This is a genomic window from Paraburkholderia graminis C4D1M (genome assembly GCF_000172415.1).
Lineage (GTDB): Bacteria > Pseudomonadota > Gammaproteobacteria > Burkholderiales > Burkholderiaceae > Paraburkholderia > Paraburkholderia graminis.
The window spans coordinates 89,337-114,469 of sequence record NZ_ABLD01000011.1; the positions used below are offsets into that span (position 1 = coordinate 89,337).

The window sequence follows — 25,133 nt, forward strand, 5'->3', positions numbered from 1 at the left end:
GGAACCCGGGAGCGTAAGCACAACGCATCACGCGCCCACCCGCGACTTCGCCCGCCCGCGCGGCGCGGCATTGCGCGACGGCGGCACGACTTCCGCCAGCAATTCGTCGTGCAAGCCGCGCAACACCTCGACGAACGCCGACGCGAGCCGCTCCCGCGGCCGATGCGGCGGAAACAGCAAATAGGTCTGAAAACGCGTAGCCGGCACAAACGGCCGGATCGCAATATCAGGTCCGGCATAGTCCCGCGCGACGATTGGATGCGCGAGCGTCACGCCCATGCCATGACGGACCATCTCGCAGCACATCGCGGTGTACTGCGCCTCGATGGCGAGCACGCGCTGCACGCCGGCGCGCAGGAATACCTCGTCCATCAAGGCTCGCGTGCCGTCGCCGTGGCAGAGCGATATGAACGACTCGCCCTCCAGGTCCTCCGGCTTGATGCTGCGCTTCGCAGCGAGCCGATGCGCCGCCGGCATCACGCAGACGGCCGCAACGTCCGATAGCTGCTCGACCTCGCAATCCGACGCCTCGCTCACGTAGACCGCCACGCCGAGATCGCAGAACTGCGATGCCGTCCAATGATTGACCGTCGCCGACGTATTGACGTGCAGCGACACCGTCACATCGGGAAACAGCTCGACGAAACGTTTGATCGCATGCGGCACGAGCGTCATGCCCGCCGACGGCATCGCCGCGATCCGCAAGCGCCCGCTGCCGAGATTGCGAATCTGCGCGGCCGCATTCGCCAGTCCCTGCAAGCCGACGAAAGCGCGTTCGACCTCGCGGAAAAAAGCCTCGCCCTCGCTAGTGGGAATCAGGCGCACGCCGCTGCGCTGAAATAGCTGCAGGCCCGTATCGCGCTCCAGTTGCGCAATCAGACGGCTCACGTTCGGTTGCGACGTGAAGAGCGCCTTGGCTGCGGCGGTCATCGACCCCGACACCATCACCGCGCGAAACGCCTCGATGTGCTTGAGATTCATGCGTATTTTCCCCAGGAGACGGTCTGCCTATCCATATCATCCATGTATGGATAGGTATTTTATTCGTATTGGACGACATAGCCAGCCGGCGCGACACTGCATTTCAGCGACGGGCAGCGAAGCCCGCCCCACACATACCGGAACTGGAGATCGTCGTCATGAAAAGAGCGTTGCATCGCCGTCTGTCCGCCCCCGCCCTTGCGGCCGTTTCGCTCGCCGTCAGCCTCGCCGCGCCGCTCATCGCGCAGGCCGAGACCACGCTGTATGTCGCCAACGTCGGCGGGTCGAACGAACAGCTCTATCGGCAGAAAATCATTCCGCCGTTCGAGAAGGCGCACAACGTGAAGATTGTGTACGTCGCGGGCAATTCCAGCGACACGCTCGCGAAGCTCCAGGCGCAGAAGGGTCATCAGCAGATCAACGTCGCGGTGATGGACGACGGCCCGATGTACCAGGCGATGCAGCTCAACCTGTGCGCGAAGCTCGACGACGCGCCCGTGATGAAAGACGTCTACCCGCTTGCGAAGCTGGGGCCGTCGGCAATCGGCGTGGGCATGGTGGCGACGGGCATCGGCTATAACGAGGAAGCCTTCAAGAAAGCCGGCTTGCCGCCGCCCGACTCGTGGAAGTCGCTCACTGACAGCCACATCAAGGGCAAGCTCGGCGTGCCGCCGATCACCAACACGTACGGCCTGCATACGCTCGTGATGCTCGCGCGCCTCTCGGGCGGCGGCGAAAAGAACATCGACCCCGGCTTCACCGCGATGACGAAGCAGGTCGCGCCCAACGTGCTGTCCTGGGCGCCGACGCCTGGCGAGATGGACGGCCAGATGCAATCCGGCGACGTGATCCTCGCTCCGTACGGCAGCGGCCGCGCGGTCGCGTTGCAGAACACCGGCTTTCCGCTGAAGTTCATCTACCCGAAAGAAGGCGCGGTCGCGTTGCAGGTGGCCGCGTGCGTGGTCGCTGAAAACGCGCAGCCGCAGTTGTCGCAGCAATTCGTGCAGTACCTGTTGACGCCGGAAGTGCAGATCTTGCAGGCGCAAGGCATCGGACTCGGTCCGGTGAACAAGACCGTGAAGCTGACGCCTGAAATCGCTGCACGCGTGCCCTACGGTCCCGATCAGATCTCGAAGCTGACCGCGATGGACTGGACCACGATCAACCAGCATCGCACGGAATGGACGGAGCGCTGGAACCGTTCGGTCGAGCGCTGAACATCTTCGGCACTGGCAGATTCCTCGCGCGGCGCGCGATCTGATGAAGGAGCGAGGCGCATGGCCTTTCTGACTCTGCAAGGCATTTCGAAACGCTACGGCGATTTCACGGCGATCGAGCACATCGATCTGGACGTCGAACGCGGCGAGCTGCTTGCGCTGCTCGGCCCGTCCGGCTGCGGCAAGACGACGACGCTGCAGATGGTCGCCGGTTTCGTCTCGCCGACCACCGGCCGCATTCTGCTCGATGGCCGCGACATCACGAACGAGCGCCCCGAGAAGCGCGGCATCGGCGTAGTGTTTCAAAGCTACGCGCTGTTTCCGCATATGACGGTGGCGGGCAACGTCGGCTTCGGGCTCGAGATGCGCAAGGTCAGGCGCAAGGAACGCGAAGAGCGCGTTGCCGAAGCGCTGTCTCTCGTGCGGCTGAAAGGCCTCGGGCATCGCTATCCGAAGGAACTGTCGGGCGGCCAGCGTCAGCGCGTGGCGATTGCGCGCGCCATCGCGATGGAACCCGAACTGCTGCTACTCGACGAGCCGATGTCGAACCTCGACGCCAAGCTGCGCGAGGAGATGCACATCGAACTGCGCGCAATCCAGAAGCGTCTCGGCATCACGACGATTCTCGTCACGCACGATCAGGTCGAGGCGATGACGATGAGCGATCGCATCGCGATGATGCATCGCGGCGTGATCGCGCAACTGAGCACGCCGTACGACGCGTATGAGCGCCCCGCTACGCCGTTCACATCGACGTTTCTCGGCCGCACCAACGCATTGGCCGGCGAAGTGTTGCGGCGCAATCCGCGTTGCGCCGAAGTCGATGTCGCGGGCACGACGCTGCATGTTCCGCACGAAGGCCGGCACGTCGACGGCGCCGTGCATGTCTATATCCGCCCCGAAAAAGTCCATCTCGCCAACGGCGATGCGCGCGTGCGCGGCCGTATCGCGACGCGCGTTTTCGTCGGCAATCAATGGCTGCTCGAAGTCGAGACGGAGCTCGGCAAGCTGCGCGTCGCGCAACCGAATCACGGCGCGCCGCCGCCCGAGGAAGGCGACGAAGTCGGCCTCGCATGGACCGACGACGACCTGCGCGTACTGACGCAAGACCGGCCGGAGGGCGCTCATGGCCACGCTTGACGACGACCGCCCAGGCGCAGCGCCGTGGCTGCTGTCGGGGCCGGCGCTGCTGCTTTTCATTGGTCTCTTACTGGTGCCGCTGCTGCTCACGCTGATGTTGTCGTTCCGCGTGTTCAGCGACACGGCCGGCGTCACGTCCGCTTATACGCTCACGAATTACTGGGAGGTCGTGAGCGATCCGTACTACGGCACGATCTTCCTGCGCACCGCCGGTCTCGCCTTCGCGGTCACGCTTCTTTCGATCGTGCTCGGCGTGCCGGAAACCATCGTGCTCGCGCGGATGAAGCGTCCGTGGCAATCGCTGTGTCTGCTCGTCGTGCTCGGGCCTCTGCTTATTTCGGTGGTGGTGCGCACGCTCGGCTGGCAGATTCTGCTCGGCAACAACGGTGTGCTCAACAACGCGTTGCAGTCGCTGCATATCACCGACGAACCCGTCCGCCTCGTCTTCACGATGACCGGCATGATCATCGCGCTCACGCATGTACTGGTGCCGTTCATGGTGATGTCCGTGTGGGCGACGATGCAAAAGCTCGACCCGCAAATCGAATGGGCCGGACGTTCGCTCGGCGGCTCGCCGTTCGCGGTGTTTCGCCGCGTGGTGCTGCCGCAGATCATGCCGGGCGTGCTGTCGGGTTCGATCATCGTGTTCGCGCTGTCGGCGTCCGCGTTCGCCACGCCCGCGCTGATCGGCGGGCGGCGCCTCAAAGTGGTCGCGACGGCCGCCTACGACGAGTTCCTCGGCACGCTGAACTGGCCGCTCGGCGCGAGTATCGCCGTGTTGCTGCTGATTGCCAACGTGGCGATCGTGATGGGCTGCAGCCGCCTCGCCGAACGCCGCTTCCGGCATATCTTCGATTGAGCGAAGGAGAGCGATCATGAAACAGAACGGCATTCTCGGGCTCGTCTACAACGCGTTCTTCCTCACCTTCATTCTCGCGCCGCTCGTCGTCGTGATGCTCGTCGCGTTCACCGACAAGGGCTTTATTTCGATGCCCTTCGATGGCGCGTCGCTGCGCTGGTTCCGCGCGATCATCGAGAACGGCGACATCGTCTCGGCGTTCTGGCTGTCGGTGCGGCTCGCGTTTGCCGCGGCGACCATCGGCGTGCTGCTCGCGGTGCCCGCGGCGCTCGCCATCGCGCGTTATCGCTTTCCGGGCCGCGCTGCGCTGACCAGCTTTTTCCTCTCGCCGATGATGATTCCGGCCGTCGTGCTCGGCATCGCGTTCCTGCGTTTTCTTTCGCTGCTGCATCTGTCGGGCTCGTTCTGGTCTCTCGTTTGTGCGCACGTGGTCATCGTGCTGCCGTATGCGCTGCGTCTCGCGCTGTCGTCGGCGGTCGGGCTCGATCGCGATGCGCAACGCGCCGCGCTGTCGTGTGGCGCGAGCCGCTTCACCGCGTTTCGCCGCGTCGTGCTGCCGATGATCCGCACGGGCGTCGCGGGCGGCTGGGTGCTGTCGTTCATCCAGAGTTTCGACGAACTGACGATGACCATCTTCGTCGCGACGCCCGGCACGACCACGCTGCCCGTCGCCATGTACAACCAGATCGCGCAGACGATCGATCCGCTCGTCGCTTCGGTGTCGGCGGTGCTGATTGTCGGCACGGTCCTGCTGATGGTCCTGCTTGACCGCATGGTCGGACTCGACCGCATTCTGATCGGAGAAGCTCGATGACATTGACAAGCACCGCCGCGAGTGCCGATAAGCTCGCGGACGTGGTAGTCGTAGGCGGCGGCCTCGTCGGTTCGGCCGTCGCTTACGGGCTCGCCCGCGAAGGCGCGCGCGTCACCGTGCTCGACGAGGACGACGGCGGCTTTCGCGCGTCGCGCGGCAATTTCGGCCTCGTCTGGATTCAGGGCAAGGGCTACGGCCTGTCGCCCTACGCACGCTGGTCGCGAAGCTCAGCGACACGCTGGCCGCAACTCGCGCAAGCGCTGCAACAGGAGAGCGGCATCGACGTCGCGTTGAAACAGCCAGGCGGCTTCCACTTCTGCTTTAACGACGACGAACTCGCCGAGCGCGAAAAACGTCTGTCGACGCTGCGAGCCGAACTGGGCGATTACCCGTATCAGATGCTCGATGCCGCCGAAGTCCGCGCGCGCATTCCGCAAGTCGGGCCCGCGGTGATCGGCGCGAGCTACACGCCGATGGACGGCCACGTGAACCCGCTCAAGCTGCTGCGCGCGCTGCACACCGCGATGCAGGCACGCGGCGTGAAGCTCGTCTCGGGCGAGCGCGCGGCGCGCATCGAAGCTCAAGGACACGGCTTTGTCGTGCATGGAAAACGCGGCACGTATCGCGCTGCTAAGGTCGTGCTCGCCGCAGGACTCGGCAATCGCACGCTCGCGCCGTTCGTGGGACTTCATGCACCGGTTGCGCCGAATCGCGGGCAAGTGCTGGTGAGCGAGCGCGTCGCGCCGTTTCTCCACTATCCGACGCTCAACGTGCGCCAGACCGACGAAGGCAGCGTGCAGTTCGGCGATTCGATGGAGGAAGTCGGCTTCGACGATTTCACCACGACGCATGTGCTCGCCGACATTGCCCGGCGCGGCGTGCGCGCTTTTCCGATGCTGCAACACGTGCGGCTCGTGCGCATGTGGGCCGCGCTGCGCGTCTATAGCCCTGACGGCTTTCCGATCTACGACCAGTCCGAAGCGCATCCGGGCGCGTTCGTCGTTACGTGCCATAGCGGCGTGACGCTCGCGGCCGCGCATGCGCTGCGCGTCGCGCCGTGGATCATGGGCGCGGCCATGCCCGACGAGTTGCCCACCTTCTCCGCGCAACGCTTCGAGCACGCGAGAGAACTGATTTCCGCACACTGAATCCGACATGACTACTCAATCGACTCACACACCGGCTCACACGCTCTTCAAGGTGCTGCCCGGCGCTGAAGGCGCGGCCGTCACCAACGTCGCCATCTGGTTCAACGATCAGCCGCTTACCGTGCCCGGTGGTCGTTCAGTGGCCGCGGCCCTGCTCGCGGCGGGCGTATCGCGTTTTCGCGCGACGCCGGTTTCCGGCGCACCGCGCGCGCCGTTCTGCATGATGGGCGCGTGCTTCGATTGCCTCGTCGAGATCGACGGCGTGCCGAGCCGCCAGGCCTGCATGGTCGAAGTCAAGGCGGGCATGCGTATCCGCTCGCAGGAAGGCGCGCGCGATCTGCCGCCCGTGAGCTTCGCCGACGCACCGATGGAGAACGCACATGGCCGCTGATTTCGCTTCCGAATTCGCTTCCGAGTTCGCTTCCGAGGCTGTCGACGTCGTCGTGGTCGGCGCCGGTCCCGCCGGCATGAGCGCGGCCACGCGCGCGGCGCGCGCCGGCCTCAAGACTGTGTTGATCGACGAGCAGGACGCCGTGGGCGGCCAGATTTATCGCGCGATCGGCCGCGCCGATGCGCGCCGCAAGGAGATTCTCGGCCCCGACTACGCGGCGGGCGCGGCGCTTGCCGAGGCCTTCGCCGCCTCCGGCGCGCGTCATCTGACCAATGCGACCGTGTGGCAGGTCACGCGCGAGCGCGGCGTCAATTATCTGAAGGACGGCAAGATCGGCAGCTTCGACGCGCAGCGCGTGATTCTCGCAAGCGGCGCATTGGAACGGCCCTTCCCGATTCCGGGCTGGACGCTGCCCGGCGTGCTGACGGCGGGCGCGGCGCAGATTCTGTTGAAGAGCGCGGGCGAAGTGCCCGCCGCGCCGCCCGTGCTCGCAGGCTGCGGACCGCTGCTGTATCTGCTCGGCTGGCAGTATGTGCGTGCGGGCGTGCCGATCCGCGCGCTCGTCGATACCACGCGTCATGAAGACCGTTGGCGCGCGAAACGTCACATGTTCGCCGCGCTGCGCGCATGGCCGTTTCTCAGCAAGGGCCTGCAATTGATTCGCACGTTGCGCGACGCGGGCGTGCCGATCTTCGAGGCCGCCGACGATCTGCGCGTCGAGGGGCGCATCGGTGAAGATAATGTGGAGCGTGCCGCCGCGCTGCACTTCACGAGCCACGGTAAAGCGCATCGTATTGAAGCCGATGTGATCCTGCTGCATCAGGGCGTGGTGCCGAACACGCAGTTCACGCAGGCGCTGCGCGCGGCGCATCGCTGGGACAACGCTCAACTGTGCTTCACGCCGAAGGTCGACGCATGGGGCGAGCTCGACGTGCCGGGCATCTTCATCGCGGGCGATGGCGCGGGCATCGGCGGCGCGCAGGCGGCCGCATTGCAGGGCACGCTCGCGGGCCTCGCGGTGGCCGCGCAACTCGGCGCGCTGACCGCGGCGACACGCGACGCCGAAGCCGTCGAACATCGCCGCGCGCTCGCCGGTGTGATGCGCATTCGGCCGTTTCTCGACAGCCTGTACCGTCCGCGCGACATCAACCGCATTCCGCGCGACGAGACCGTCGTGTGCCGGTGCGAGGAAGTGACCGCGGGGGAATTGCGCCAGTTCGTCGAACTCGGCTGCGTCGGACCGAATCAGGCGAAGTCGTTCGGACGCTGCGGCATGGGACCGTGCCAGGGACGCATGTGCGGTCTTACGGTGACCGAAGTAATCGCCGATGCGCGCCGCGTCTCGCCGGCCGAAGTCGGCTATTACCGCATCCGTCCGCCGATCAAGCCGCTCACGCTCGGAGAACTCGCCGGTGAATGACACGACCGTCACGCAGGAAGCCGATGTGCTCGTGGTGGGCGGCGGGCTGCACGGCACGAGCAGCGCGTTTCATCTGGCGCGTCGCGGCGCGAAGGTGATCGTGCTGGAAGCCGATTATGTCGCGCGTCATTCGTCGGGGGTCAACGCGGGCGGCGTGCGGACGCTGGGCCGTCCGCTGCCTGAGATTCCGCTTGCGCTGATGTCGCGTGAAATCTGGCACGGCATGACCGATCTGCTCGGCGAAGACGGTGGGTTTGTCGCGTCCGGCCAGTTGAAGATCGCCGAAACCGACGACGAACTTCAGGTATGCCGCGAGCGAGTCGCGCTACTCGAATCGCGGGGCTTCACGCATGAAAAGGTCATTGACCGCGAGACCGTGCTCGAACTCGAACCGGCGCTTGCGCGGCATGTGACCGGCGGTATCTGGGTGGAGCGCGACGGCTACGCGTTGCCTTATCGGACCACGACGGCTTTCCGGCTCGCCGCACAGCGCCTTGGCGCGCGTTTTCTCGAAGGCACCGCCGTGCGCCGCATCGAACAACGCGGCACGCGCTGGCTCGCGCACACGCCGCGCGGCACGTTCAGCGCGGAGAAACTGCTCGTCACCGCAGGCGCGTGGTCCGGCGAACTGGCCAAGCAGGTGGGCGAGCCCGTGCCCGTTCATCCCGAAGGTCTGATGCTGATGGTCACGCATCGCGTCGCGCCCTTCTGCCGCGCAACGCTCGGCGCAACCGGCAGGCCGCTGTCCTTCAAGCAGTTCGACAACGGCACGGTCGTGATCGGCGGAAAACTGATCGGCATTGCCGATCTGGCGAATCGTCACGGCGAAGTCGATTTCGTGCGGCTCGTGCGCAGCGCCCGAACCGTGACCGACCTGTTTCCGCATCTGCGCAATCTCGGCGTGAATCGCGCATGGGCCGGCGTCGAAGCATTCACCGAAGACGAACTACCGGTGATTTCCGCGAGCCGCGAGGCGTCGAATCTGTATTACTCGTTCGGCTATTGCGGCAGCGGTTTTCAGTTGGGACCGGGTTGCGGCAAGCTCGTGTCCGAACTGATGCTCGACGGCACGCCGAGCCTTTCGCTCGACGCGTTCGCGATCGATCGTTTCGAGCGCAACGCGGCGCCCTCTCACGCCGGCGCCGCGCAACTCGCGACGCATTAAGCGGTTCTGTTTTTTGTTCCGTCGTGCGCGCTTCGCGAGCACGCGCGGCGGCTTCGTTCGACCTCAACCTGAGAAACTGTCATGACCGATATTGTTCGTATCGAAACCAATCAACGTATGAGCCGCGTCGTGAAGGCTGCCGGCCTCGTGTTTATCGGCGGCCAGACTTCCGCGGATCATGCGCCCGACGTGAAGATTCAGACCGCCAAAGTGCTGGAGAAAATCGACGGCTTCCTGGAGAAGGCCGGCATCGACAAGACGCGGCTCGTTTCCGCGCAAGTCTGGCTCGCGGATATTTCGCGCGACTTCGCCGGCATGAACGAGGTCTGGGACGCGTGGGTTCCGCAAGGCTGCGCGCCGACCCGTGCGACGGTGCAGGCCAAACTTGCCGCGCCGGAGCTGCTGGTCGAAATTGCTGTTGTCGCGCTTGGCTGAGGCAACGCGGTAGGGGAAACGTGGGAGCGGCCGCGGTGTCGGGCAAGCGCTGAGATAGGAGCTGTGCGGATCACGGCCACGCGTTTAGCAATGCAATGCGCGTGGCCGCTGCGACTTTCCCGCGACGCGCCGCTATTTGAACTTGACGAGATCCTTGAAGATCAGTTCAGCCCACGTATTGCCCTTGGCCTGCACGAGCGAGCCGCCATTCTTGAGCGGTCCGAGCGCGATCGGCGCGAAACCGAGTTGTTCGGCCAGAGCCGCGACCGGTGCCACCGCCTTTTCGTCATCGCTCGACAGAAACACGACGCGGCTGCCGCCGTTCACGTTCGGATCAGACGCAAGAACTCCAGCGGGCAGATGGTTAAAGCCCTTTACGAACCGGGCGCCGGTGAACGCTTTGGCGATAACCGCGGACGACGGCTGACCGTCTAGTTCCTCAACGGGAACACCGAAAGCGTTGGTCGCGTCGATGATCGTCTTGCCCTGCCAGTTCGGGATCAGCTTCGCGACTTCGCGATGTTCCCAGAACGGAATGGCCAGGAAGATGATGTCGGACGCGATGGCGTCTTGCAGCGTCTTCGGGACAACGGTGGGGCCGATCGCTCTTGCCTGCTGCGTCAGGCTCTCGGGCGAGCGCCGGCTGGCGACGGTCACTTCGATGTTCTTTCTTGCAAACGCTCGGGCGAGCGCCTGGCCTACCGCGCCAAAGCCAATAATCGAATAGCTCATGCGAAAACTCCATTCAATATGATAAGGAATCCGGATTTATGGAAGTACTTGGACCACCTTCATCAAGTCGATAGCTACTTCTACACGTGTATCGGCGCGATCTCAGATAGCCGACGTGCCGCCGTCGACATACAACTCCACGCCATTCACGAAGCTCGAATCGTCTGAAGCGAGAAACAGCGCAACCGTCGCGATTTCCTCGGGACGACCCATCTTCCCGCGCGGCACCAGCGATTCGAACTGCCGCTTCGTCTCTTCGTCGAAGACTTGTTCCTGAATCGGCGTGGCGATCTGCCCCGGGCTCAGCACGTTCACGCGGATATTCCTGCCCTTCAGTTCGTTGAGCCAGCCGCGTGCGAACGCGAGCAGCGCCGCCTTGCTCGCCGCATACACGCTGAAACCAGGGAAACCTTTGATCGACGCAATCGATCCGGTCATGAAGATCGATCCGCCATCGTTGAAGAGCGGCAACGCCTTTTGAACCGTGAACAGCGTGCCGCGCGCATTCAGGTCGAAGGCCGCATCGAAGTGCTGCTCGGTAATCTGACCCAGCGGCAGCGCTTCGCCCGTGCCGGCGCTTGCGTACAGGATGTCGATCTTGCCCTTCTCCCGCTTGACTGTATCGAACAGGCGGTCGAGGTCGTCGAGATTGGCCGCGTCGCCGCGCACGCCGGTCACGTTGCGGCCAATCTGCTTGACGGCCTCGTCGAGCGCCTCTTGCCTGCGGCCCGTGATGAACACATACGCGCCTTCTTCAACGAACCGCTTCGCGCTCGCCAGCGCCATGCCGCTCGAACCGCCCGTGATGACTGCAACCTTACCGTCTAGCTTTCCCATGACTTCTCCTTTCGTGGTGTCGGGCAGCGCCGCTATTCCCATTTGAACAAAAGCGCTGTATCTTATGGATCACTGATCCACATCCTGAGTCAAATATATGGATCACTGATCCACTTGTCAAGAAAATCATGCGAGCCGACGCCAGAAAGAACTACAGCCATCTACTTGAAGTCGCGCGCGACGTCATCAGCGAACATGGTGCCGATGCGTCCATGCGAGATATCGCGCGCCGCGCCGACGTCGGTCTGGCGACCGTGCTGCGCCATTTCCCGACGCGGGAAGCGTTGTTCGAGGCGTTGCTGCGCGAGCATCTGGACGCGCTGACGCAAAAGGCGGCGGAACTGGAAGCGTCGAGTCCACCTGACGAAGCGTTCGTGTCCTGGTTTCGCGAAGGCGTCGCATTCGTCCATAGCTATAACGGCGTTGTCGCGTTGATGGCGAGCGCCCACGCGGACCCTGAGTCCGCGCTTTACGCGTCATGCGCAGCGGTGCACTCGGCGGGCGAGCGGCTATTGCTCCGCGCTCAGGCCGAAGGAACCGCGCGCGCCGATATGAACGGTATCGACCTGTTCGCGCTGATGTCGGCGCTCGGCTGGGTCGTCGACCAGCCGTCGTTCGCGCCACGCGCCGATTATCTCTTCGACTTTATCGCGGGCGCGATGCTGACGAACCGGTCGAGCAAGGATGTGAAGAAGGCAACGTGAGATTCGTCGCAAGCTTCTTAGAGGTACGTGGATGCGTTGACGCGCTGCAAATGCCAATACGGCAATTGCATATCGATAGAAATTGGAACGGCGCACGCGCGCGGCCTTTAACATAGGCATCCTTCCTGTTCCGTCCTCGGGGTTACTCGCGCAATGTCCCAACCTCTCCGCTTCGGCGTCTGGGCGCTCGTACATGGCAGCCGTGCGGCGCTGCAGGACCCCGCGGAACCCTACGACGCTTCATGGGCGCGCAACAAGGCGCTCGTGCTGGAAGCCGAGCGTCTCGGCTACGATTCGGTGCTCGTCGCGCAGCACACCATCAATCCGCACGATCCTTCGCTCGATCAGCTCGAGGCGTGGACGGCATCGGCTGCATTGGCGGCACTGACTTCACGCATCGAGATCATCGCCGCGATCAAGCCGTATCTGTACCATCCGGCCGTGCTCGCGAAAATGGCGCAGCAGATCGAGCACATCAGCGGCGGACGCTTCGCAATCAATCTCGTGAACGCATGGAATCGCCCCGAGCTTGAGCGCGCCGGCATCGGCTTTGCGGAACACGACGAACGCTACGCGTACGGCCGCGAATGGATCACCGTCGTCGATGCGTTGCTGCGCGGTGAAGCGCTCACGCATCGCGGCGACAACTTCCGTATCGACGACTATCAGTTGCGTCCGGCCGATCCGTTCCGCGCGCGGCCGCGCATCTATGTCGGCGGCGAGTCGGAGCCTGCGCGTTCGCTGGTGGCCGCGCATGGCGATGTGTGGTTCATCAACGGACAGCCGCATGACGACGTGGCGGCTCTTATCGCCGATGTCTCCGCGCGCCCCCGTCCGGCCGGCCACGATGCGTTGCGCTTCGGCCTGTCGGCGTTCGTGATTGCACGCGAGACGCAGTCCGAGGCCGACGCTCATCTCGAGCACCTGTTCGCACTGGCCGAACTCGACAAGCCGCTACGGGAACGGCAAAAAGCCAACATCGATCCCAACGCGGTGATGCATCAGACCTTCGCGCGCTCGGCGCGCGTCGGATCGAACGGCGGCACGGCTGCGGGCCTTGTCGGCGATTACGATACGGTCGCGCGGCGCATTGCGGAGTTCCATCGCGCCGGCATCGAACTGTTCATGCTGCAGTTCCAGCCTTTCGAAGCCGACATGGCCCGTTTCGCCGAGGAAGTCATGCCGCGCGTTCGCCGCCTGCTGGACTGAACACAACGCCACCGCCGAAAGTCAAACGCCCGCCCGTCATGTCACGTCGTGGCACGCGCGCGGGCGCTTTCATGCACGCCTAGAAAAACGCACCGGTAGGCGGCAACTGACCGGTCAGCAAATTCTGTCCAAGCAAACGCTCCTTATAGAGCCGCGGATTGTGCGAGGCGATGACCTTGATGTTGCGCCAGTGCCGGTCGAGCGCACCGATACGCGAGACGACCGAGCCCGAGCCGAGATCGATCAGCCAGCTTGCGATCTGCGGCGCGAGGTCGTCGATCACGACCTTGGCTTCGGACGCTGCAAAGGTGGCAGCGAGCGTGGCCTCGTATTCGCCGTCCATGCCGTAAGCGTCGCAGGCGCGCTGCAAGGCAGCGACAGCGCGATCGGCGGTTGCTTCGACGCTCGCCGTATACCCACGGATTCGACCGAGTTGCGACTGAAGCACGGCTTCGTCGGCGGGATGCTCGGCTTCGCCGTGATAGAAGTTGCGGCCGCGCGTGCGCAGCACGTCGACGGCGTCCAGCGCAACGCGGCGCACGATACCCGCAATGCAATTGGTCAGATAGACCTGATGGAACGTGAATCCCCACGGCGCGGCGTGTTCGGACGCCGGCGGATCGAGCGGATAAAGATGCGCCGCCGGCACGGTGACGTCGCGAAAGCGGGCCGTGCCCGAGCCGGTCAGCCGCTGGCCGAAACCTTGCCAGTCGTCGTCGTTGCTGACGCCTGCGCTTCGCTCAAGCACATATTGCACGGTTCGCCCCGCGCGGCTCTCCACCGCGAGGCCGACGAACGCGTCGTTGTACAGATTGCCCGTCGCGTACACCTTCTCTCCCGAGCCGACGTACAGGTCGCGCGAAGCGTCCCATTCGAGCCGGCTCAACACTTGAGTCGGACGCGCGCCGGCCGCCTTCACATCGCTTTCGGTAAAGCTCAGGCCGACGGTTTTTTTCTGCGCGCTCAGTGCGAGGACGTGTGCATGGAACGGATGATCGCGCTTCCTGAGCGCCGTTTCCACCTGCCACAGATGATTGCGGAATGCATGCGCGATGTTCGAATCCGCGGCGGCCACGTCGCGGGCTACGACCAACAATTCGCTGAGCGACACGCCATGCCCTCCTCTATCGGACGGCAGACGCAACGCGCCGAAGCCGATCGCTTTGAGTCTCGCGATCTCGTCGTGCGGCAGACGATGCTCCCGTTCGCGCGCCGCGGCAGTCGCGGCGATGTCGGCAATAATCTCCGCGAAGCCGAGCGTTACGCTCAGCGGCGAAATCCACTGCGTGGGCCTCGCGTCGTTGATGCTGCTGGTGTCAGTCATGCGCTCGCCCGTGTTCAAACTCTGATGCTGTAGTCCGCGACCTTGATGCGCGAGTTGATGATCTTGCGCTCCGCGAGCCAGTCGGCGGCGCGCTGAAACTGCGCGATGAAGGCGGCGTCGTCTGCTTCGTGGAACTGGTTCACGCGCTTGAGGCCGGCGAGATAGTCGCGCACCTGATCCGGATACTTGCCCTCGCGCTGCACGAGCTGCTCCGCTTCGACGGAGTGCGACGACTGCCATGTCCCTTCAACGTAATACGCATCGATGACCGCGCGGATCAGCTCGGAGTTCTCTTCGGTGAACTTGCGGCGCGTGACCAGCGAGCTATAGTCGATCAGGAAATCCAGGTCGCGGCCTTCGTTGAATATGTCCTTCGCGTCGTTCGAGAAGCGCGCGATGTCCACGCCCGGCGACCACATCGACCAGGCGTCGACCCGGCCTTGCGCGAACGCCGGTGCGGCGTCGGGCGGATTCAGATAGACGAACTGCACCTTGTCCCGGTCGATGCGATGTTTCTCCAGCGCGGCGATAAGCAGGAATTCGCCGAGTCCGGAGCGGTTGACGGCGACCTTGCGGCCCGCAAGATCCGCAATCGAGTTGATGCCGCTCGACTTCTTCGCGATGATGGAAGTGGAGCGCGGCGAATAGATATCGAACGCATTGAAGACGATGGGCGAGCCGGCGAGCATTGCGGCGAGCGCGGGCGTCGTCGATCCCCAGAAGCCGAAGTCCGCGCTGCCGCCGACCACGGCCTGAATCGACGGCGCATGGTTCGGGAACGGCCCGATCCATTCGACCTTGATGCCTTTGGCGGCGAGCGTTTTTTCGAACACGCCGCGCTGTTTGGCGATGTCGGGCAGGCTGCCGTAGCCCCAGCCGATTCGTACGGTGTCCGTATTACGTGTGAGCTTGCGCGGTTCGGCTGCCTGCGCCGGAACGAGACCACCCACGGCGGCGCCGGCCAGCAGGCCGCCCGCCGCGCGCAGCAACTGGCGGCGGCTCAGCAATGAATCATTCATCCTTTGAGATCCTTCGGTTTGACGGGAAACGGGTCAATGAGACTGAACGCCCAGCTCTTCGAGCAGAATGGACCGCAGCGTGCCGGCGTGGTCTTTGGGGCGGAACGAGGCCGCGATGCGGCCTGCGCGCATGACGATGATCCTGTCTGCAAGGGTCAGCGCTTCGTCGACATCGTGAGTGACGATCAGCACGCCTGGCTGGTGGAGCGCGACAAGCTCTTTGACGAGTCCGTGCATCTTGATGCGGGTCAGCGCGTCGAGCGCCGCGAACGGTTCATCGAGCAGCAGCAGCGCGGGATCGGGAACAAGCGCGCGTGCCAGCGCCACGCGCTGAGCCTGGCCGCCCGAGAGGTTGCGCGGCCAGTCGTCCTCACGGCCGGCGAGTCCGACTTCGGCGAGCGCGCGCGCGGCGCCGTCGCGGCCAATCGTCCTTTCGTGACCGAGCGCGACGTTCTCCCACAGCGGCGCCCACGGCAAAAGGCGAGGTTCCTGGAACACGACGGACGGACGTTCCGGCGCGCGGATCGTCCCCGCGTCCGGCTGATCGAGTCCGGCCAACGCGCGCAGCAGCGTCGTCTTGCCGCAACCGCTTTCACCCAGCAGCGCGACGAATTCGCCCTTCTGGATGTCGAGGTCGAGCGAGTCGATCACGACGCGGCTGCCATAGCGCCGCTTTAGTCCACGGACGGAAACGGCCAATGCTTGAGTACTGATGCGTTCGCGTTCGCGTTCGTGTGAAGGCGCTGCCGCAGCGCGATCGCGAGATGGAGCGGTAGGCTGATTCACTTGCGCGCTCCTTTCGTGTAGTTCGCGTGCCACGAGAGGAAGCGGCCTTCGAGCAGACGCACCAGCGCGTCCGCGACGACGCCGATGATCGCGTAAATGATCATCGTGAGGATGATGACGTTCGTATTGAGGAATTCGCGTGCATCCATCGCGAGGAAGCCAATGCCCTTCGTCGTTGCGAGCGTTTCGGCGATGACCAGCGCGAGCCACGCATGCGCGAGCGCGTAGCGCACGCCCGTGAGAATGGACGGCATCGCGCCCGGAAGAATGATCCGCCGCACGATCGCGGCCCGCTCGAGTCCGACCACGCGGCCAAGCTCCATGAGCTTCGGATCGATCTGGCGAATGCCGAGCATCGTGTTGATATAGATCGGAAAGAGCACCGCGAGCGCCACCAGGAAAATCTTCGCGACTTCGCCGACGCCGAACCAGACGATCACGAGCGGCAGCATGGCGAGGAACGGAACCGCACGCACCATCTGAACGGAGCGGTCGAGAAGCGCCTGCGCGAGCGGCGAAAAGCCGACGATGACGCCAAGCGCGAGGCCGAGCGTTCCGCCGATCACGAACCCGCCCGCGGCGCGCAGCAGCGACACACCGAGATGAACGAAAAGATCGCCGTTACGTGCCAGGTTGACGGCGGTTTCGAGGACGCTGCTCGGAGCAGGCAGCACTTGCGGCGCAATGAATCCGACGCGCGCCGCGGTTTCCCACAGCAGCACGACGACCGCGGGAATTATCCACGAGAGCCAGATGTACAGCGTCGCTTGAGAAACGCCTACGCGGGACGGTTGCGCGGCGACATAGCTGTTGCGGATGGAAGTCAGGTCGGCCATGCGGCGGGAGACGTCATGAGTCATCGGGAAGGAGTGTGGAGATACATCCGGCAGCCTAAGTAAAAACTTTGCTGTTCTCCAACGAATCAATCCTTCTAACGATATGCGCTGCGTATGCAATGTGCACCGGCATGCCGTTATAACGACGAATTCCGTCCGTATTGCGTCACCCTCCCATGCGATGTTGTGTACTTTGAAAACATAACGACGTGCTTAGCACTGCGCCGTCATAGCAAAGCATCGAATATTGTTAGCCGTTTTCTCCTCTCAGAAGCCGGCGGGCTACAGACGCCTGCGTAACCATCTCGCCACGCTGAGACCGCCCAGCATCATGCCGGCCGTAAGCGGCGGCGCTGCGCGAACCACGCTTGCCTCAGGCCATTCGGAAATCATCGGCTCGCCATCACGCGCTACCAGTCTCGAGATCCACTTGCGCGCGCTGAGCGGCAACGGAGGCGCGACTTGCCCAAACACGTTATGCAACTGATCGCTCGCATGCGGAAACGAGCCTAGCGCGATGGCCTCTTTACGTGACGGCGAGCCTATCACCTGGCTCGTCACGACGGCCGCCCCGCGCGCCAAGCCGTCCATACAATCCAGTATGTCGATTTCAGCCGCCGTCAGGACGGCCAGCACATCATCGACATAAGCGTTGATGACATCCTGTTGGATTTTCAAACCCCATTCCAGCGCCTGCGGATTGTCGCGAGTGAGAAGCTTTGGAAAGACAGAGCCGTCGTCTGCCCGCGTGTATCCGGTCGTCGTGCCATGATCCGCCGCGCACAAGGCTTCGAAAATGGGCGCGCGAATCAGCGGCCTGATAGGCTCTCCCACGGACTCGCTGAGATAGTCATCGAGGCTGCCGCAGTTTTCCGGACGATGATAGAGGCCAAAGTAAAAGCCCGAGAGGCGTCGGTCGAAGCCTGCTTCCCGGCTGCATGCAACCTTTGCCAGCGAGCGCTGCAAATTTGCGCGCCATCCAATATCGACGACACCGACGTTACCGTCCGCGAAGAATGCGTGCTGCTCCAGATAGTCGAGCAGTAGCCGTCGCGCAGAAGAAGCGGACGCGTTGATCAGATCGCGAACCTGATCGTCTGTCTGGATGTACCGGATCAACTGCTCTACTTCAGCGCGACTCATCGCGGCATGCGGGGAGCGAATACCAAGACGTTCCTGCAAACCGGCGATGGCCGTGTGATTGATATCCAGATCGAATTTCCTGAACACGTCCGCGAGCGAATTGCCTGCCTTGAAACCGAAATGACTCAGGTCGCCTTCCGATATGTCCAGAACAGCAGGCAAGTGAAGCGATTGCCGCGACACGTGCAGATACCGCAAATCGATCGGCAAGTCGTATGCGCTTACTATCTTTTTCGCAATCGATAAAAGTATCTGGCCGTCACGCGCGAGGAAGAACAATCGATCGACTTTCCTGCGTCTCGCCTCTGTGAGAATCCACACGACAAACGCGAGCAGCAACGGACCCACGAAGCCAGCCGATACCTCTGCGAGCGTCTCGTCGTGGTCGCTGACGGGCTTGACGCGCAGCCGCGCCGTGCGCGCGCTTCCCGACAGAGCAGACCCAAGCAGCGGCGGCTCGATCGCGGCCTTGTCGAGTTCGCGCTCGAGCCGTCCGGGCGCCGTCTTGAAGAACGGCGCGGCACGACCGCCTACGCGCCATACCTGGAATACATCGGAGAATACGTTGTCTCCGACGTGCAGGTGTTTGACTCCACTGCCTTTCGCATCCGAAAAGAGAGTCCCACTCCTCTTGGTACGACGGTTCTCGCATGAAATGAACAACTGCCCCGGCTGCACGCGCACGCCGCAACCGCTGAGCATGCTTTCCAGATCCGATCGTGAAAAGTAGATATCCGAAATAATTGCCGTTCTTCCCAATGCCGACAAGCGATTGAATATCTCGACCATGCCGGTTATGGGACGTAACAAGCGCTTTTCGAGCGCGACTTCGATGGCCTGCGCCGCACACAGGAATTCGCGTGGCAAATCCACCGACTCTGCGATCTCCGCATAAATGTTGTCGAGCGTCACTTCACGCTCGACACGGGCCTTGCGTGCCCTCCACTCCGCCGATTGCCTGATCGCCATCCATTCGCCCGGCTCGACGACAGAACCAAATTCGCGTTGCAGCCGATATCCCGCCACGAGGAACAGATCGGAGGGTCGCCGCAAGGGCCTTGTTATTAAAGTGTCGAACGCATCGAAAGAGACGAGGCCATCGCCGGTCCAGATTCGCTGTGCATCCAGGTCGTGTAGTGGATTCATCCCCGCAAAAAGTTGCTGGATGCCAGCTGATACAAATCGTTGGTTGATGACGCGTTCGAGAAGGAGGTTCGTCGCATTCATCGGTGCCTTCCGCCTTAAAAGAGAGGGACTACTTTCGACCGCGCCGAGTTTGTCTGCTCGCTCGCCCGGCATGGGTCTTCCGCACGCCGGTTCAACACTAACGATCTAAAAAACGCGCGCCGTCAGCCATGACTCATCAACCATGACTCATCGTCAACGCAAGCGGTTAAAGCTACCCGGTCGCAGATCACGACGATCTCCGCGCCATATGACGGCTCGATCACCAGCAGATTCCAATCCCCACTGGCGATGCTCGTCTCGTACCTCGTCATGGAGGGCGAACCAAGGCGGACCTCGGTGCCATCGAGTGAATTTGCCCAGTTGACTTTCGCCGCCAGTTCACCCTCCGCGAATCGATGCCACGAAGATAGCAATACCCTCGACACCACGTTGTGACGAATGATGTCTGCCGCCCTCAGCGCATGTATTCCTTCGCAGGTTATTGCTCGCACGTTGTCGCCCCTCAGCGCGAACGTCGTGCGTAATTCGGACCTGGCGCGATCATGTGTCACGGACAGTAGCTCCGCGTCATGAAAGCTGCGCGCCACGTCTTTCGTCAGTAATTCGTCTTTCATAGCGATCCTCAAAGCCTTGAGGTGTTCACGGTGTAAAGCACGGCCGGGTTCTGTGACGCGCCTCGCTCCTATAAGTGCGTCGCTCGTGCTTCGCTAACAACACGAACTCCTTTTTTAGCGGTGTGATTGCGAGCTAACGGGTTGCAAATATAACGGACTGCGTAATCAGCAATAGGCGAATATGGAACGAGACAAAGACTGGAAAGCGCGAGCGTCCCGAGCTTTTTCTTCAGGCTCCAGAACGGATTTGCCACGATCGCATGGAGATAAGCATGCGAATGTTTTAACATCCAGCGCCAGCGGGCCGTCAGCGGCGCGTTGTAGACACTCGCGCAGAAATACGCCCTTTCAAGCGCGAAATCGTGAAAGTCCCGTGGCAACTGCATGCCCAGGCGGCGCGATGCTATTTCGCGCAGAGTCGCCCACCGCGACGTGAATGCTTTAGGCGCCCTGTCGGTCTGCTCCGAATTAGCAAACGTAGCGCCTCGCGCTCCGCAATACACGCGGTAACCGCCGAGCGACTTTGGAATGCTCAATACTGTTCCAACCAGAGCCGCCCCGTAAATCGCGTAGAAATCCGCGCCATACCGGCTCTTGGCCGTCTCTGGTACGGGGAAGATTTTTCGCAACGCACTGACGCTATACGCGTTGCCGGACGCAGGCGGTGACGGGTACAGCCATCCGTCGAGCAGAGGTTTCAAACAGTCGCCGTCGGCTAACGAGTGAGGTACATAAACTCCCGTACATTTGCTGGTGCAGTCGATCACATCCAGCCGGAACTGCACCTTTGCCACGTTTTCTCTCTCGAAGCTCTGCATCACTTCGGTCACTGCGCCGGGATAGAGTACGTCGTCCGAATCGAGAAACAGAACATAGCCCGTCTTGAGCCGCTGAAGCGCCAGGTTGTAGGCAGAGACCTGCCCGCCGTTGTCCTTGAAAATAGTCGTTATGCGCGTGGCGTAGGCTTGCATGATGGCGCGCGATCCATCCGTCGATCCGTCGTCGATGACGATGACGTGTGTATTCATGTAGTCCTGCGCGAGCGCGGAATCTATTGCCTGTGCCAGATACTCTTCATAGTTGTAGTTGCAGATCACAACGTTCATTTCTTTCATGGTGACTTCCCGGCAAGAGCTCAAGGCGATCTGACCGACCGGATACGTTCAAACGAATCGGCGCCGGATGAGCGATCTTGCAATGTTCATGGGGGCGAGCAACGTGACGATGCTCCATCCCGCAATCAGGCAACGAAACGCGGCTCGCTCGAAGTTCGGGCGAAAGGGAATGGACAATGCGTCGCGCAGGGCGCGCAATCGGCTGTCGCCGGGCAGCGGATGTTTTTCCGGTGTCAGCCGCAAAGAAGCAACTCGCAATTGAAGCAAATGCGGTGCGCAGAACAGCGTGCTAATCGGCGGTGGCGGCCTGCCGGTCATGGCGCAGGCTTTGCACGCGGCATGGTGTCGCTTGAGCGCGCGCGCAATCTCGCGGCCGAAGTTATTCGTGTTCGCGCTCATCGCGCTATCGTTCTCGCCATGCATGCGATAGAGCACCAAAGGCGCGGGAATCGTCTCGACGTCGCCCATATAGGGAGCCATCGCGATGCATGTCGAATCCGTGAACGAATCGCAACTCGCGTCCAGTGGAAAGATCTTTCTGAGGAAGCTGCGCGCCCACGCATTTCCCGAACCGGGCGGCGTGGGATACTCCGACGTCCTGTATGCCCACTGACGGATCGCCTCCGGCGAGAGTCCCGGCGGGACCTTTGGAATCACGTTTCGAATCTTCGGAATGGCGTTGTCATTGTGTATGGGACGCCCGTGTGCGTCGACTCGCTCCATCAATACCTGCACTTTGGTGAGGCCGGTGCGCCACACCGAGGCGATCGAGCGCAGTGCGCCGGGCACCAGAACGTCGTCCGCATCGAGGAAGATAACGACGTCGCCCGAACTCTTCGCGAAGCCCATGTTGTTCGCTTCACGCTGACCACCGTTCTCCTTGAAGATGGCCGTAATCGCTTCGCCAAACGAGTCAATGACTTCCGCGGAGTTATCGGTCGAGCCGTCGTCGACGACGATGACTTCGACGTGCGGCCAATCCTGCGTCAGCGCGCTTTCCACCGCTTGCCGGAGAAAGCGACCGTAGTTGTAGTTGGCGATCACGACCGAGAAGAACAGCTCGGAATGGTTCGCTGGACATTCGCTGTATCGAACTCTCATCGACTACCTCCAGCCCGCCTGGATGAATACATCCTGAACACATCCGTTTTGCGAAGCCGCTCACGGTACGCTTTTTCGTTGATTCAGCCACCGGCCCGGACGGTAGGTTGCGTTACTTCGCCCGAGCCGGATTCGCGCACCCTGCCCTCGCGCAGCAACAGAGTGCCTGGCGATATTCAAGTTATGCGTTCATATAATCAGTGCAGTCGGCGCGGCCTAAAGTCGAGTAGTAATGTCGCGAATCGCTGAATCGTCGATAATATCGTCGTACGAAATAATCGTATTTAGTCGTCCGTAGATGCGCTTATTCGCACTGCGCTACTTTTCGCACAATCGCTTCGCAGAATGGGAACAGGTTATGCAGACTGCTCTCTGCACTACGCGGAAGGCGGCGGCTGTTTCGTCGATTGCAGGATGCACGCTGTAAAAAGCCGAGCTGATCGAAGACGTGCCGTTGCCGCCGTAATCGGCCAGTCGTTTATGAATCGAGCGATACGCGTTTCGCGTACATTGGGACGGCGCGGCTAAATTCGCGCTTCGAGAATAGCGGCTAGAAACGTTACGGCTGCGCCACCTTTCGGACCGCGCTGGTCGCTGCATTCAGCAAGCGGCCATCGTCGTGCCTCAATGTCTGCTTCTTGATTACGCGTCCCGTCTTGCGGTCCACCAGTACCGAGTGCTTCTCGCCCGGAGCAAACAGATTGGCCTCGCCCCATTGACGCAACATCACAATGACAGGGAAAAGCGCTTCGCCCTTCTTTGTCAGGACGTATTCCTGGTGTCCGGAACCATCCGACGCTGGCACAACCTCGAACACCCCGCCTTCAACGAGCATCTTGAGGCGGTCGGCCAGAATATTGCGGGCGATGCCCAGGCTGGAAACGAACTCACCGAACCGGCTCACGCCGTCGAAGGCGTCTCTAACTATCAGCAGTGCCCACCTGTCTCCCACGATGTCAATCGCCCGGCCAACCGGGCACGATAAATCAACAAGACTTCTCTGTCTGGCCATCTGGCGCTCCTCGATCCCAATGCGAACGTCCGAGCCCGACCGACATTACCGACGGTCGCACGTAAGCTCAATCGTAAGTTGCATTTTAAAACAACTGTCCCTACACTCTTCGTAGTTGCAATTTGAAACTACACAAACCGACTTTTCCATGAGCACGTCCTGTACCCCCGAAGTGCAGCATGATCCGCCCACTGACTCAATAGAGCGCAAAGAAATGCCCACGGGCCTCGTCGCCCTGATGTCGGTGTGTTGTGCGGTGAGCGTTGCCAACGTCTACTACGCCCAGCCGTTGCTCGACGCCATCTCCCACGACTTCCATATTTCTCATTCCGATGTGGGTGGCGTCATAACAGCGACTCAAGTGGGCTGCGCGCTTTCGCTGATGTTTGTCGTGCCGCTCGGCGACCTGCTCAACCGCAAGCGGCTTATCGTCTGCCAGCTGGTTTTGCTCGCCATCGCGTGCGTAGCCGTGGCTCTATCAGGATCGCAGCATGCGTTGCTCGCTGGAATGATTGGCGTCGGATTGCTCGGCACGGCAATGACGCAGGTTCTGATCGCATGCGCAGCCGCACTTGCCAACGAAAGCGAGCGCGGCAGAGTAGTCGGCACGGCACAGGGCGGTGTTGTCGTTGGCTTGCTGATGGCTCGATCGCTCGCCGGCGTCGTGGCAGATGTGGCTGGCTGGCGAGCCGTCTACCTCGTGTCTGCAATTTTCGCTGTCGGCATGCTGATTGTGCTTCTTCTCTTTCTACCGACTCCGCGGCCGTCCCGAGTGCAATTGAGCTACGCCGGCCTGCTGCGTTCGATGATCGAACTCCTGCTGCGTGAGCGCGTACTGCAGGTACGAGGTTTCCTTGGTCTTCTCATGTTCGCAGCATTCAGCATTTTCTGGAGTGCACTTGTTCTACCGCTAAGTGCGCCGCCTCATGCAATGTCACATACGGGCATCGGTGCATTCGGTCTGGTCGGGGCACTCGGCGCGATGGCGGCGGCACGTGCCGGGAGCTTGACCGACCGGGGCCACGGTCAGACCACAACGTGCGTCGCGCTAGTTCTTCTCTGCGCGTCATGGCTACCGATCTCGCTTATCGATAAGTCAGTGATCCTATTGATTGTTGGCATCATACTTCTTGACATAGGCGGGCAAGCGATACACGTCGTCAACCAGAGCATGATATTCAGCACGCGTCCCGAGGCGCATGCCCGCCTGGTCGGCTGCTACATGCTTTTTTATTCCGCTGGAAGCGGCTTGGGCGCGATATCGTCGACGGTGATTTATTCGCGTGCAGGGTGGCCAGGCGTTTGCGCACTAGGTTTCGTCGTCAGCATGACTGCATTCGCATTCTGGGCAGCGACGGTCCGGCATGCCGGGAGATAAATGCCGCTTGCCGGAACGTCTGTGCCCGTTCCTGTCGAAGCCGGACTGTCGCGGCCTTCGCGACTCGTCGCGAAGGCTCCTGCCCGGCGAAGTACTCGTCAGCCGTGTGGCGGAACCGCCTCGGGATCCATCCACATCACTTCCCAGATATGACCGTCCGGATCCTCGAAACTGCGACCATACATGAAGCCGAAATCCTGCACAGGCGTAGGGTCTGCCTTGCCGCCCGCCTTACTCGCCTTTTCGACAAGGCTGGATACCTGCTCGCGATCATCCGCAGACAGACAGAGCAGCACCTGCGCGTCGGTGTGCGCATCGACAATCCGCTTGCTGGTGAACTGGCGCCACTTGTCGTGTGTGAGAAGCATCGCGAAAATGGTATCGGAGAGCACCATGCACGCTGCGGTATCGTCACTGAATGCGGGATTATTGACCGCGCCAACTGCCGCGTAGAAGGCTTTCGACCGCTCCAGGTCCGTCACTGGCAGGTTAACGAAGATCATCTTGGTCATCATTTTTCCTTTGAGATCTAGCCGCGGCAGGATTGCCGCCACCATACATACCG

Annotated in this window: 25 protein-coding genes; 12 read left to right on the forward strand and 13 right to left on the reverse strand. The window is 62.2% G+C overall.

The window, feature by feature from the left end; genetic code table 11:
• Positions 1-27: 27 nt before the first annotated feature.
• Positions 28-981 carry a LysR substrate-binding domain-containing protein gene (locus BGRAMDRAFT_RS18650; RefSeq protein WP_006050362.1) on the reverse strand — a complete coding sequence of 318 codons (954 nt, stop codon included), beginning with the start codon at positions 979-981 and terminating at the stop codon, positions 28-30.
• 158 nt (positions 982-1,139) lie between these two features.
• On the opposite strand from BGRAMDRAFT_RS18650, the gene BGRAMDRAFT_RS18655 reads away from it, so the two are divergent.
• The 9 genes from BGRAMDRAFT_RS18655 to BGRAMDRAFT_RS18695 all read left to right on the forward strand — a co-directional run bounded on the left by BGRAMDRAFT_RS18655 (position 1,140) and on the right by BGRAMDRAFT_RS18695 (position 9,570).
• Positions 1,140-2,198: an ABC transporter substrate-binding protein gene (locus tag BGRAMDRAFT_RS18655; protein WP_006050363.1), complete on the forward strand. Its 1,059-nt coding sequence runs from the start codon at positions 1,140-1,142 to the stop codon at positions 2,196-2,198.
• Positions 2,199-2,258: 60 nt separating this feature from the next.
• Complete coding sequence (locus tag BGRAMDRAFT_RS18660; protein WP_006050364.1) at positions 2,259-3,338, forward strand: ABC transporter ATP-binding protein; 1,080 nt, start codon at positions 2,259-2,261, stop codon at positions 3,336-3,338.
• Positions 3,325-4,197, forward strand: a complete 873-nt coding sequence (locus BGRAMDRAFT_RS18665) for an ABC transporter permease (RefSeq protein ID WP_006050365.1) — start codon at positions 3,325-3,327, stop codon at positions 4,195-4,197. The genes BGRAMDRAFT_RS18660 and BGRAMDRAFT_RS18665 overlap by 14 nt, the downstream gene beginning before the upstream one ends.
• A 16-nt stretch (positions 4,198-4,213) precedes the next feature.
• Positions 4,214-5,011, forward strand: a complete 798-nt coding sequence (locus BGRAMDRAFT_RS18670) for an ABC transporter permease (RefSeq protein WP_006050366.1) — start codon at positions 4,214-4,216, stop codon at positions 5,009-5,011.
• A complete protein-coding gene (locus BGRAMDRAFT_RS18675) occupies positions 5,008-6,159 on the forward strand; it encodes an NAD(P)/FAD-dependent oxidoreductase (protein ID WP_006050367.1) in 1,152 nt (383 codons plus the stop codon). Before BGRAMDRAFT_RS18670 ends, BGRAMDRAFT_RS18675 begins: the two co-directional genes overlap by 4 nt.
• Positions 6,160-6,166: 7 nt before the next feature.
• Entirely contained in the window at positions 6,167-6,550 is a 384-nt protein-coding gene (locus BGRAMDRAFT_RS18680) for a (2Fe-2S)-binding protein (RefSeq protein ID WP_006050368.1), read from the forward strand.
• Positions 6,540-7,970 (forward strand): FAD/NAD(P)-dependent oxidoreductase, encoded by a 1,431-nt coding sequence (locus BGRAMDRAFT_RS18685; RefSeq protein ID WP_006050369.1) that lies wholly within the window; start codon positions 6,540-6,542, stop codon positions 7,968-7,970. Before BGRAMDRAFT_RS18680 ends, BGRAMDRAFT_RS18685 begins: the two co-directional genes overlap by 11 nt.
• Positions 7,963-9,135 (forward strand): NAD(P)/FAD-dependent oxidoreductase, encoded by a 1,173-nt coding sequence (locus BGRAMDRAFT_RS18690; RefSeq protein WP_006050370.1) that lies wholly within the window; start codon positions 7,963-7,965, stop codon positions 9,133-9,135. The genes BGRAMDRAFT_RS18685 and BGRAMDRAFT_RS18690 overlap by 8 nt, the downstream gene beginning before the upstream one ends.
• 81 nt (positions 9,136-9,216) lie before the next feature.
• Positions 9,217-9,570, forward strand: coding sequence for a RidA family protein (locus tag BGRAMDRAFT_RS18695; protein ID WP_006050371.1), 354 nt, complete (start codon positions 9,217-9,219; stop codon positions 9,568-9,570).
• A gap of 132 nt (positions 9,571-9,702) precedes the next feature.
• Here the strand turns inward: BGRAMDRAFT_RS18695 and BGRAMDRAFT_RS18700 are convergent, their stop codons facing one another.
• Both BGRAMDRAFT_RS18700 and BGRAMDRAFT_RS18705 read right to left on the reverse strand, forming a co-directional pair.
• Positions 9,703-10,302 carry an NADPH-dependent F420 reductase gene (locus tag BGRAMDRAFT_RS18700; protein ID WP_006050372.1) on the reverse strand — a complete coding sequence of 200 codons (600 nt, stop codon included), beginning with the start codon at positions 10,300-10,302 and terminating at the stop codon, positions 9,703-9,705.
• A 102-nt stretch (positions 10,303-10,404) separates the two neighbouring features.
• The gene (locus BGRAMDRAFT_RS18705; RefSeq protein WP_006050373.1) at positions 10,405-11,139 is read right to left on the reverse strand and encodes an SDR family NAD(P)-dependent oxidoreductase; all 735 of its coding nucleotides are present in this window, start codon (positions 11,137-11,139) and stop codon (positions 10,405-10,407) included.
• Positions 11,140-11,267: 128 nt separating this feature from the next.
• Between BGRAMDRAFT_RS18705 and BGRAMDRAFT_RS18710 the strand changes: the two genes are divergently transcribed.
• Positions 11,268-11,843 carry a TetR/AcrR family transcriptional regulator gene (locus BGRAMDRAFT_RS18710; protein WP_006050374.1) on the forward strand — a complete coding sequence of 192 codons (576 nt, stop codon included), beginning with the start codon at positions 11,268-11,270 and terminating at the stop codon, positions 11,841-11,843.
• Between the two features lie 153 nt (positions 11,844-11,996).
• The gene (locus tag BGRAMDRAFT_RS18715) at positions 11,997-13,052 is read left to right on the forward strand and encodes an LLM class flavin-dependent oxidoreductase (RefSeq protein WP_006050375.1); all 1,056 of its coding nucleotides are present in this window, start codon (positions 11,997-11,999) and stop codon (positions 13,050-13,052) included.
• A 79-nt stretch (positions 13,053-13,131) separates the two neighbouring features.
• On the opposite strand, the gene BGRAMDRAFT_RS18720 is transcribed toward BGRAMDRAFT_RS18715, so the two are convergent.
• From BGRAMDRAFT_RS18720 to BGRAMDRAFT_RS18760, 9 genes are all read right to left on the reverse strand, one after another.
• A complete protein-coding gene (locus BGRAMDRAFT_RS18720) occupies positions 13,132-14,376 on the reverse strand; it encodes an acyl-CoA dehydrogenase family protein (RefSeq protein WP_006050376.1) in 1,245 nt (414 codons plus the stop codon).
• 14 nt (positions 14,377-14,390) lie between these two features.
• Positions 14,391-15,395, reverse strand: a complete 1,005-nt coding sequence (locus BGRAMDRAFT_RS18725) for an NrtA/SsuA/CpmA family ABC transporter substrate-binding protein (RefSeq protein ID WP_006050377.1) — start codon at positions 15,393-15,395, stop codon at positions 14,391-14,393.
• 33 nt (positions 15,396-15,428) lie between these two features.
• Positions 15,429-16,109 (reverse strand): ABC transporter ATP-binding protein, encoded by a 681-nt coding sequence (locus BGRAMDRAFT_RS18730; protein WP_044021388.1) that lies wholly within the window; start codon positions 16,107-16,109, stop codon positions 15,429-15,431.
• 68 nt (positions 16,110-16,177) lie between these two features.
• Positions 16,178-17,017 carry an ABC transporter permease subunit gene (locus tag BGRAMDRAFT_RS18735; RefSeq protein WP_044021365.1) on the reverse strand — a complete coding sequence of 280 codons (840 nt, stop codon included), beginning with the start codon at positions 17,015-17,017 and terminating at the stop codon, positions 16,178-16,180.
• Between the two features lie 282 nt (positions 17,018-17,299).
• Positions 17,300-19,459 (reverse strand): HAD family hydrolase, encoded by a 2,160-nt coding sequence (locus BGRAMDRAFT_RS18740; protein WP_232292295.1) that lies wholly within the window; start codon positions 19,457-19,459, stop codon positions 17,300-17,302.
• A 50-nt stretch (positions 19,460-19,509) separates the two neighbouring features.
• A complete protein-coding gene (locus BGRAMDRAFT_RS18745; protein ID WP_006050381.1) occupies positions 19,510-19,962 on the reverse strand; it encodes a hypothetical protein in 453 nt (150 codons plus the stop codon).
• A 68-nt stretch (positions 19,963-20,030) separates the two neighbouring features.
• Positions 20,031-21,077 (reverse strand): glycosyltransferase family A protein, encoded by a 1,047-nt coding sequence (locus tag BGRAMDRAFT_RS18750; RefSeq protein WP_006050382.1) that lies wholly within the window; start codon positions 21,075-21,077, stop codon positions 20,031-20,033.
• A gap of 48 nt (positions 21,078-21,125) precedes the next feature.
• On the reverse strand, positions 21,126-22,178 hold the full coding sequence (locus tag BGRAMDRAFT_RS18755) for a glycosyltransferase family 2 protein (protein ID WP_006050383.1): 1,053 nt from the start codon (positions 22,176-22,178) through the stop codon (positions 21,126-21,128).
• A gap of 559 nt (positions 22,179-22,737) precedes the next feature.
• Entirely contained in the window at positions 22,738-23,190 is a 453-nt protein-coding gene (locus tag BGRAMDRAFT_RS18760; RefSeq protein WP_006050384.1) for a winged helix-turn-helix transcriptional regulator, read from the reverse strand.
• 148 nt (positions 23,191-23,338) lie between these two features.
• Between BGRAMDRAFT_RS18760 and BGRAMDRAFT_RS18765 the strand changes: the two genes are divergently transcribed.
• The gene (locus tag BGRAMDRAFT_RS18765) at positions 23,339-24,568 is read left to right on the forward strand and encodes an MFS transporter (protein ID WP_044021367.1); all 1,230 of its coding nucleotides are present in this window, start codon (positions 23,339-23,341) and stop codon (positions 24,566-24,568) included.
• 98 nt (positions 24,569-24,666) lie between these two features.
• On the opposite strand, the gene BGRAMDRAFT_RS18770 is transcribed toward BGRAMDRAFT_RS18765, so the two are convergent.
• Entirely contained in the window at positions 24,667-25,080 is a 414-nt protein-coding gene (locus BGRAMDRAFT_RS18770; protein WP_006050386.1) for a VOC family protein, read from the reverse strand.
• Positions 25,081-25,133 lie beyond the last annotated feature (53 nt).

Excerpts from the sequence above, each read along its gene's own strand:
- BGRAMDRAFT_RS18755 (WP_006050383.1), bottom strand. The coding sequence starts at position 22,178 with ATGAGAGTTCGATACAGCGAATGTCCAGCGAACCATTCCGAGCTGTTC.
- BGRAMDRAFT_RS18680 (WP_006050368.1), top strand. The coding sequence starts at position 6,167 with ATGACTACTCAATCGACTCACACACCGGCTCACACGCTCTTCAAGGTG.
- BGRAMDRAFT_RS18770 (WP_006050386.1), bottom strand. The coding sequence starts at position 25,080 with ATGACCAAGATGATCTTCGTTAACCTGCCAGTGACGGACCTGGAGCGG.
- BGRAMDRAFT_RS18700 (WP_006050372.1), bottom strand. The coding sequence starts at position 10,302 with ATGAGCTATTCGATTATTGGCTTTGGCGCGGTAGGCCAGGCGCTCGCC.
- BGRAMDRAFT_RS18685 (WP_006050369.1), top strand. The coding sequence starts at position 6,540 with ATGGCCGCTGATTTCGCTTCCGAATTCGCTTCCGAGTTCGCTTCCGAG.
- BGRAMDRAFT_RS18715 (WP_006050375.1), top strand. The coding sequence starts at position 11,997 with ATGTCCCAACCTCTCCGCTTCGGCGTCTGGGCGCTCGTACATGGCAGC.
- BGRAMDRAFT_RS18740 (WP_232292295.1), bottom strand. The coding sequence starts at position 19,459 with ATGCCGGGCGAGCGAGCAGACAAACTCGGCGCGGTCGAAAGTAGTCCC.
- BGRAMDRAFT_RS18650 (WP_006050362.1), bottom strand. The coding sequence starts at position 981 with ATGAATCTCAAGCACATCGAGGCGTTTCGCGCGGTGATGGTGTCGGGG.
- BGRAMDRAFT_RS18760 (WP_006050384.1), bottom strand. The coding sequence starts at position 23,190 with ATGGCCAGACAGAGAAGTCTTGTTGATTTATCGTGCCCGGTTGGCCGG.
- BGRAMDRAFT_RS18750 (WP_006050382.1), bottom strand. The coding sequence starts at position 21,077 with ATGAAAGAAATGAACGTTGTGATCTGCAACTACAACTATGAAGAGTAT.
- BGRAMDRAFT_RS18745 (WP_006050381.1), bottom strand. The coding sequence starts at position 19,962 with ATGAAAGACGAATTACTGACGAAAGACGTGGCGCGCAGCTTTCATGAC.
- BGRAMDRAFT_RS18675 (WP_006050367.1), top strand. The coding sequence starts at position 5,008 with ATGACATTGACAAGCACCGCCGCGAGTGCCGATAAGCTCGCGGACGTG.
- BGRAMDRAFT_RS18735 (WP_044021365.1), bottom strand. The coding sequence starts at position 17,017 with ATGGCCGACCTGACTTCCATCCGCAACAGCTATGTCGCCGCGCAACCG.
- BGRAMDRAFT_RS18655 (WP_006050363.1), top strand. The coding sequence starts at position 1,140 with ATGAAAAGAGCGTTGCATCGCCGTCTGTCCGCCCCCGCCCTTGCGGCC.
- BGRAMDRAFT_RS18725 (WP_006050377.1), bottom strand. The coding sequence starts at position 15,395 with ATGAATGATTCATTGCTGAGCCGCCGCCAGTTGCTGCGCGCGGCGGGC.
- BGRAMDRAFT_RS18705 (WP_006050373.1), bottom strand. The coding sequence starts at position 11,139 with ATGGGAAAGCTAGACGGTAAGGTTGCAGTCATCACGGGCGGTTCGAGC.
- BGRAMDRAFT_RS18765 (WP_044021367.1), top strand. The coding sequence starts at position 23,339 with ATGAGCACGTCCTGTACCCCCGAAGTGCAGCATGATCCGCCCACTGAC.
- BGRAMDRAFT_RS18710 (WP_006050374.1), top strand. The coding sequence starts at position 11,268 with ATGCGAGCCGACGCCAGAAAGAACTACAGCCATCTACTTGAAGTCGCG.
- BGRAMDRAFT_RS18695 (WP_006050371.1), top strand. The coding sequence starts at position 9,217 with ATGACCGATATTGTTCGTATCGAAACCAATCAACGTATGAGCCGCGTC.
- BGRAMDRAFT_RS18665 (WP_006050365.1), top strand. The coding sequence starts at position 3,325 with ATGGCCACGCTTGACGACGACCGCCCAGGCGCAGCGCCGTGGCTGCTG.
- BGRAMDRAFT_RS18660 (WP_006050364.1), top strand. The coding sequence starts at position 2,259 with ATGGCCTTTCTGACTCTGCAAGGCATTTCGAAACGCTACGGCGATTTC.
- BGRAMDRAFT_RS18720 (WP_006050376.1), bottom strand. The coding sequence starts at position 14,376 with ATGACTGACACCAGCAGCATCAACGACGCGAGGCCCACGCAGTGGATT.
- BGRAMDRAFT_RS18670 (WP_006050366.1), top strand. The coding sequence starts at position 4,214 with ATGAAACAGAACGGCATTCTCGGGCTCGTCTACAACGCGTTCTTCCTC.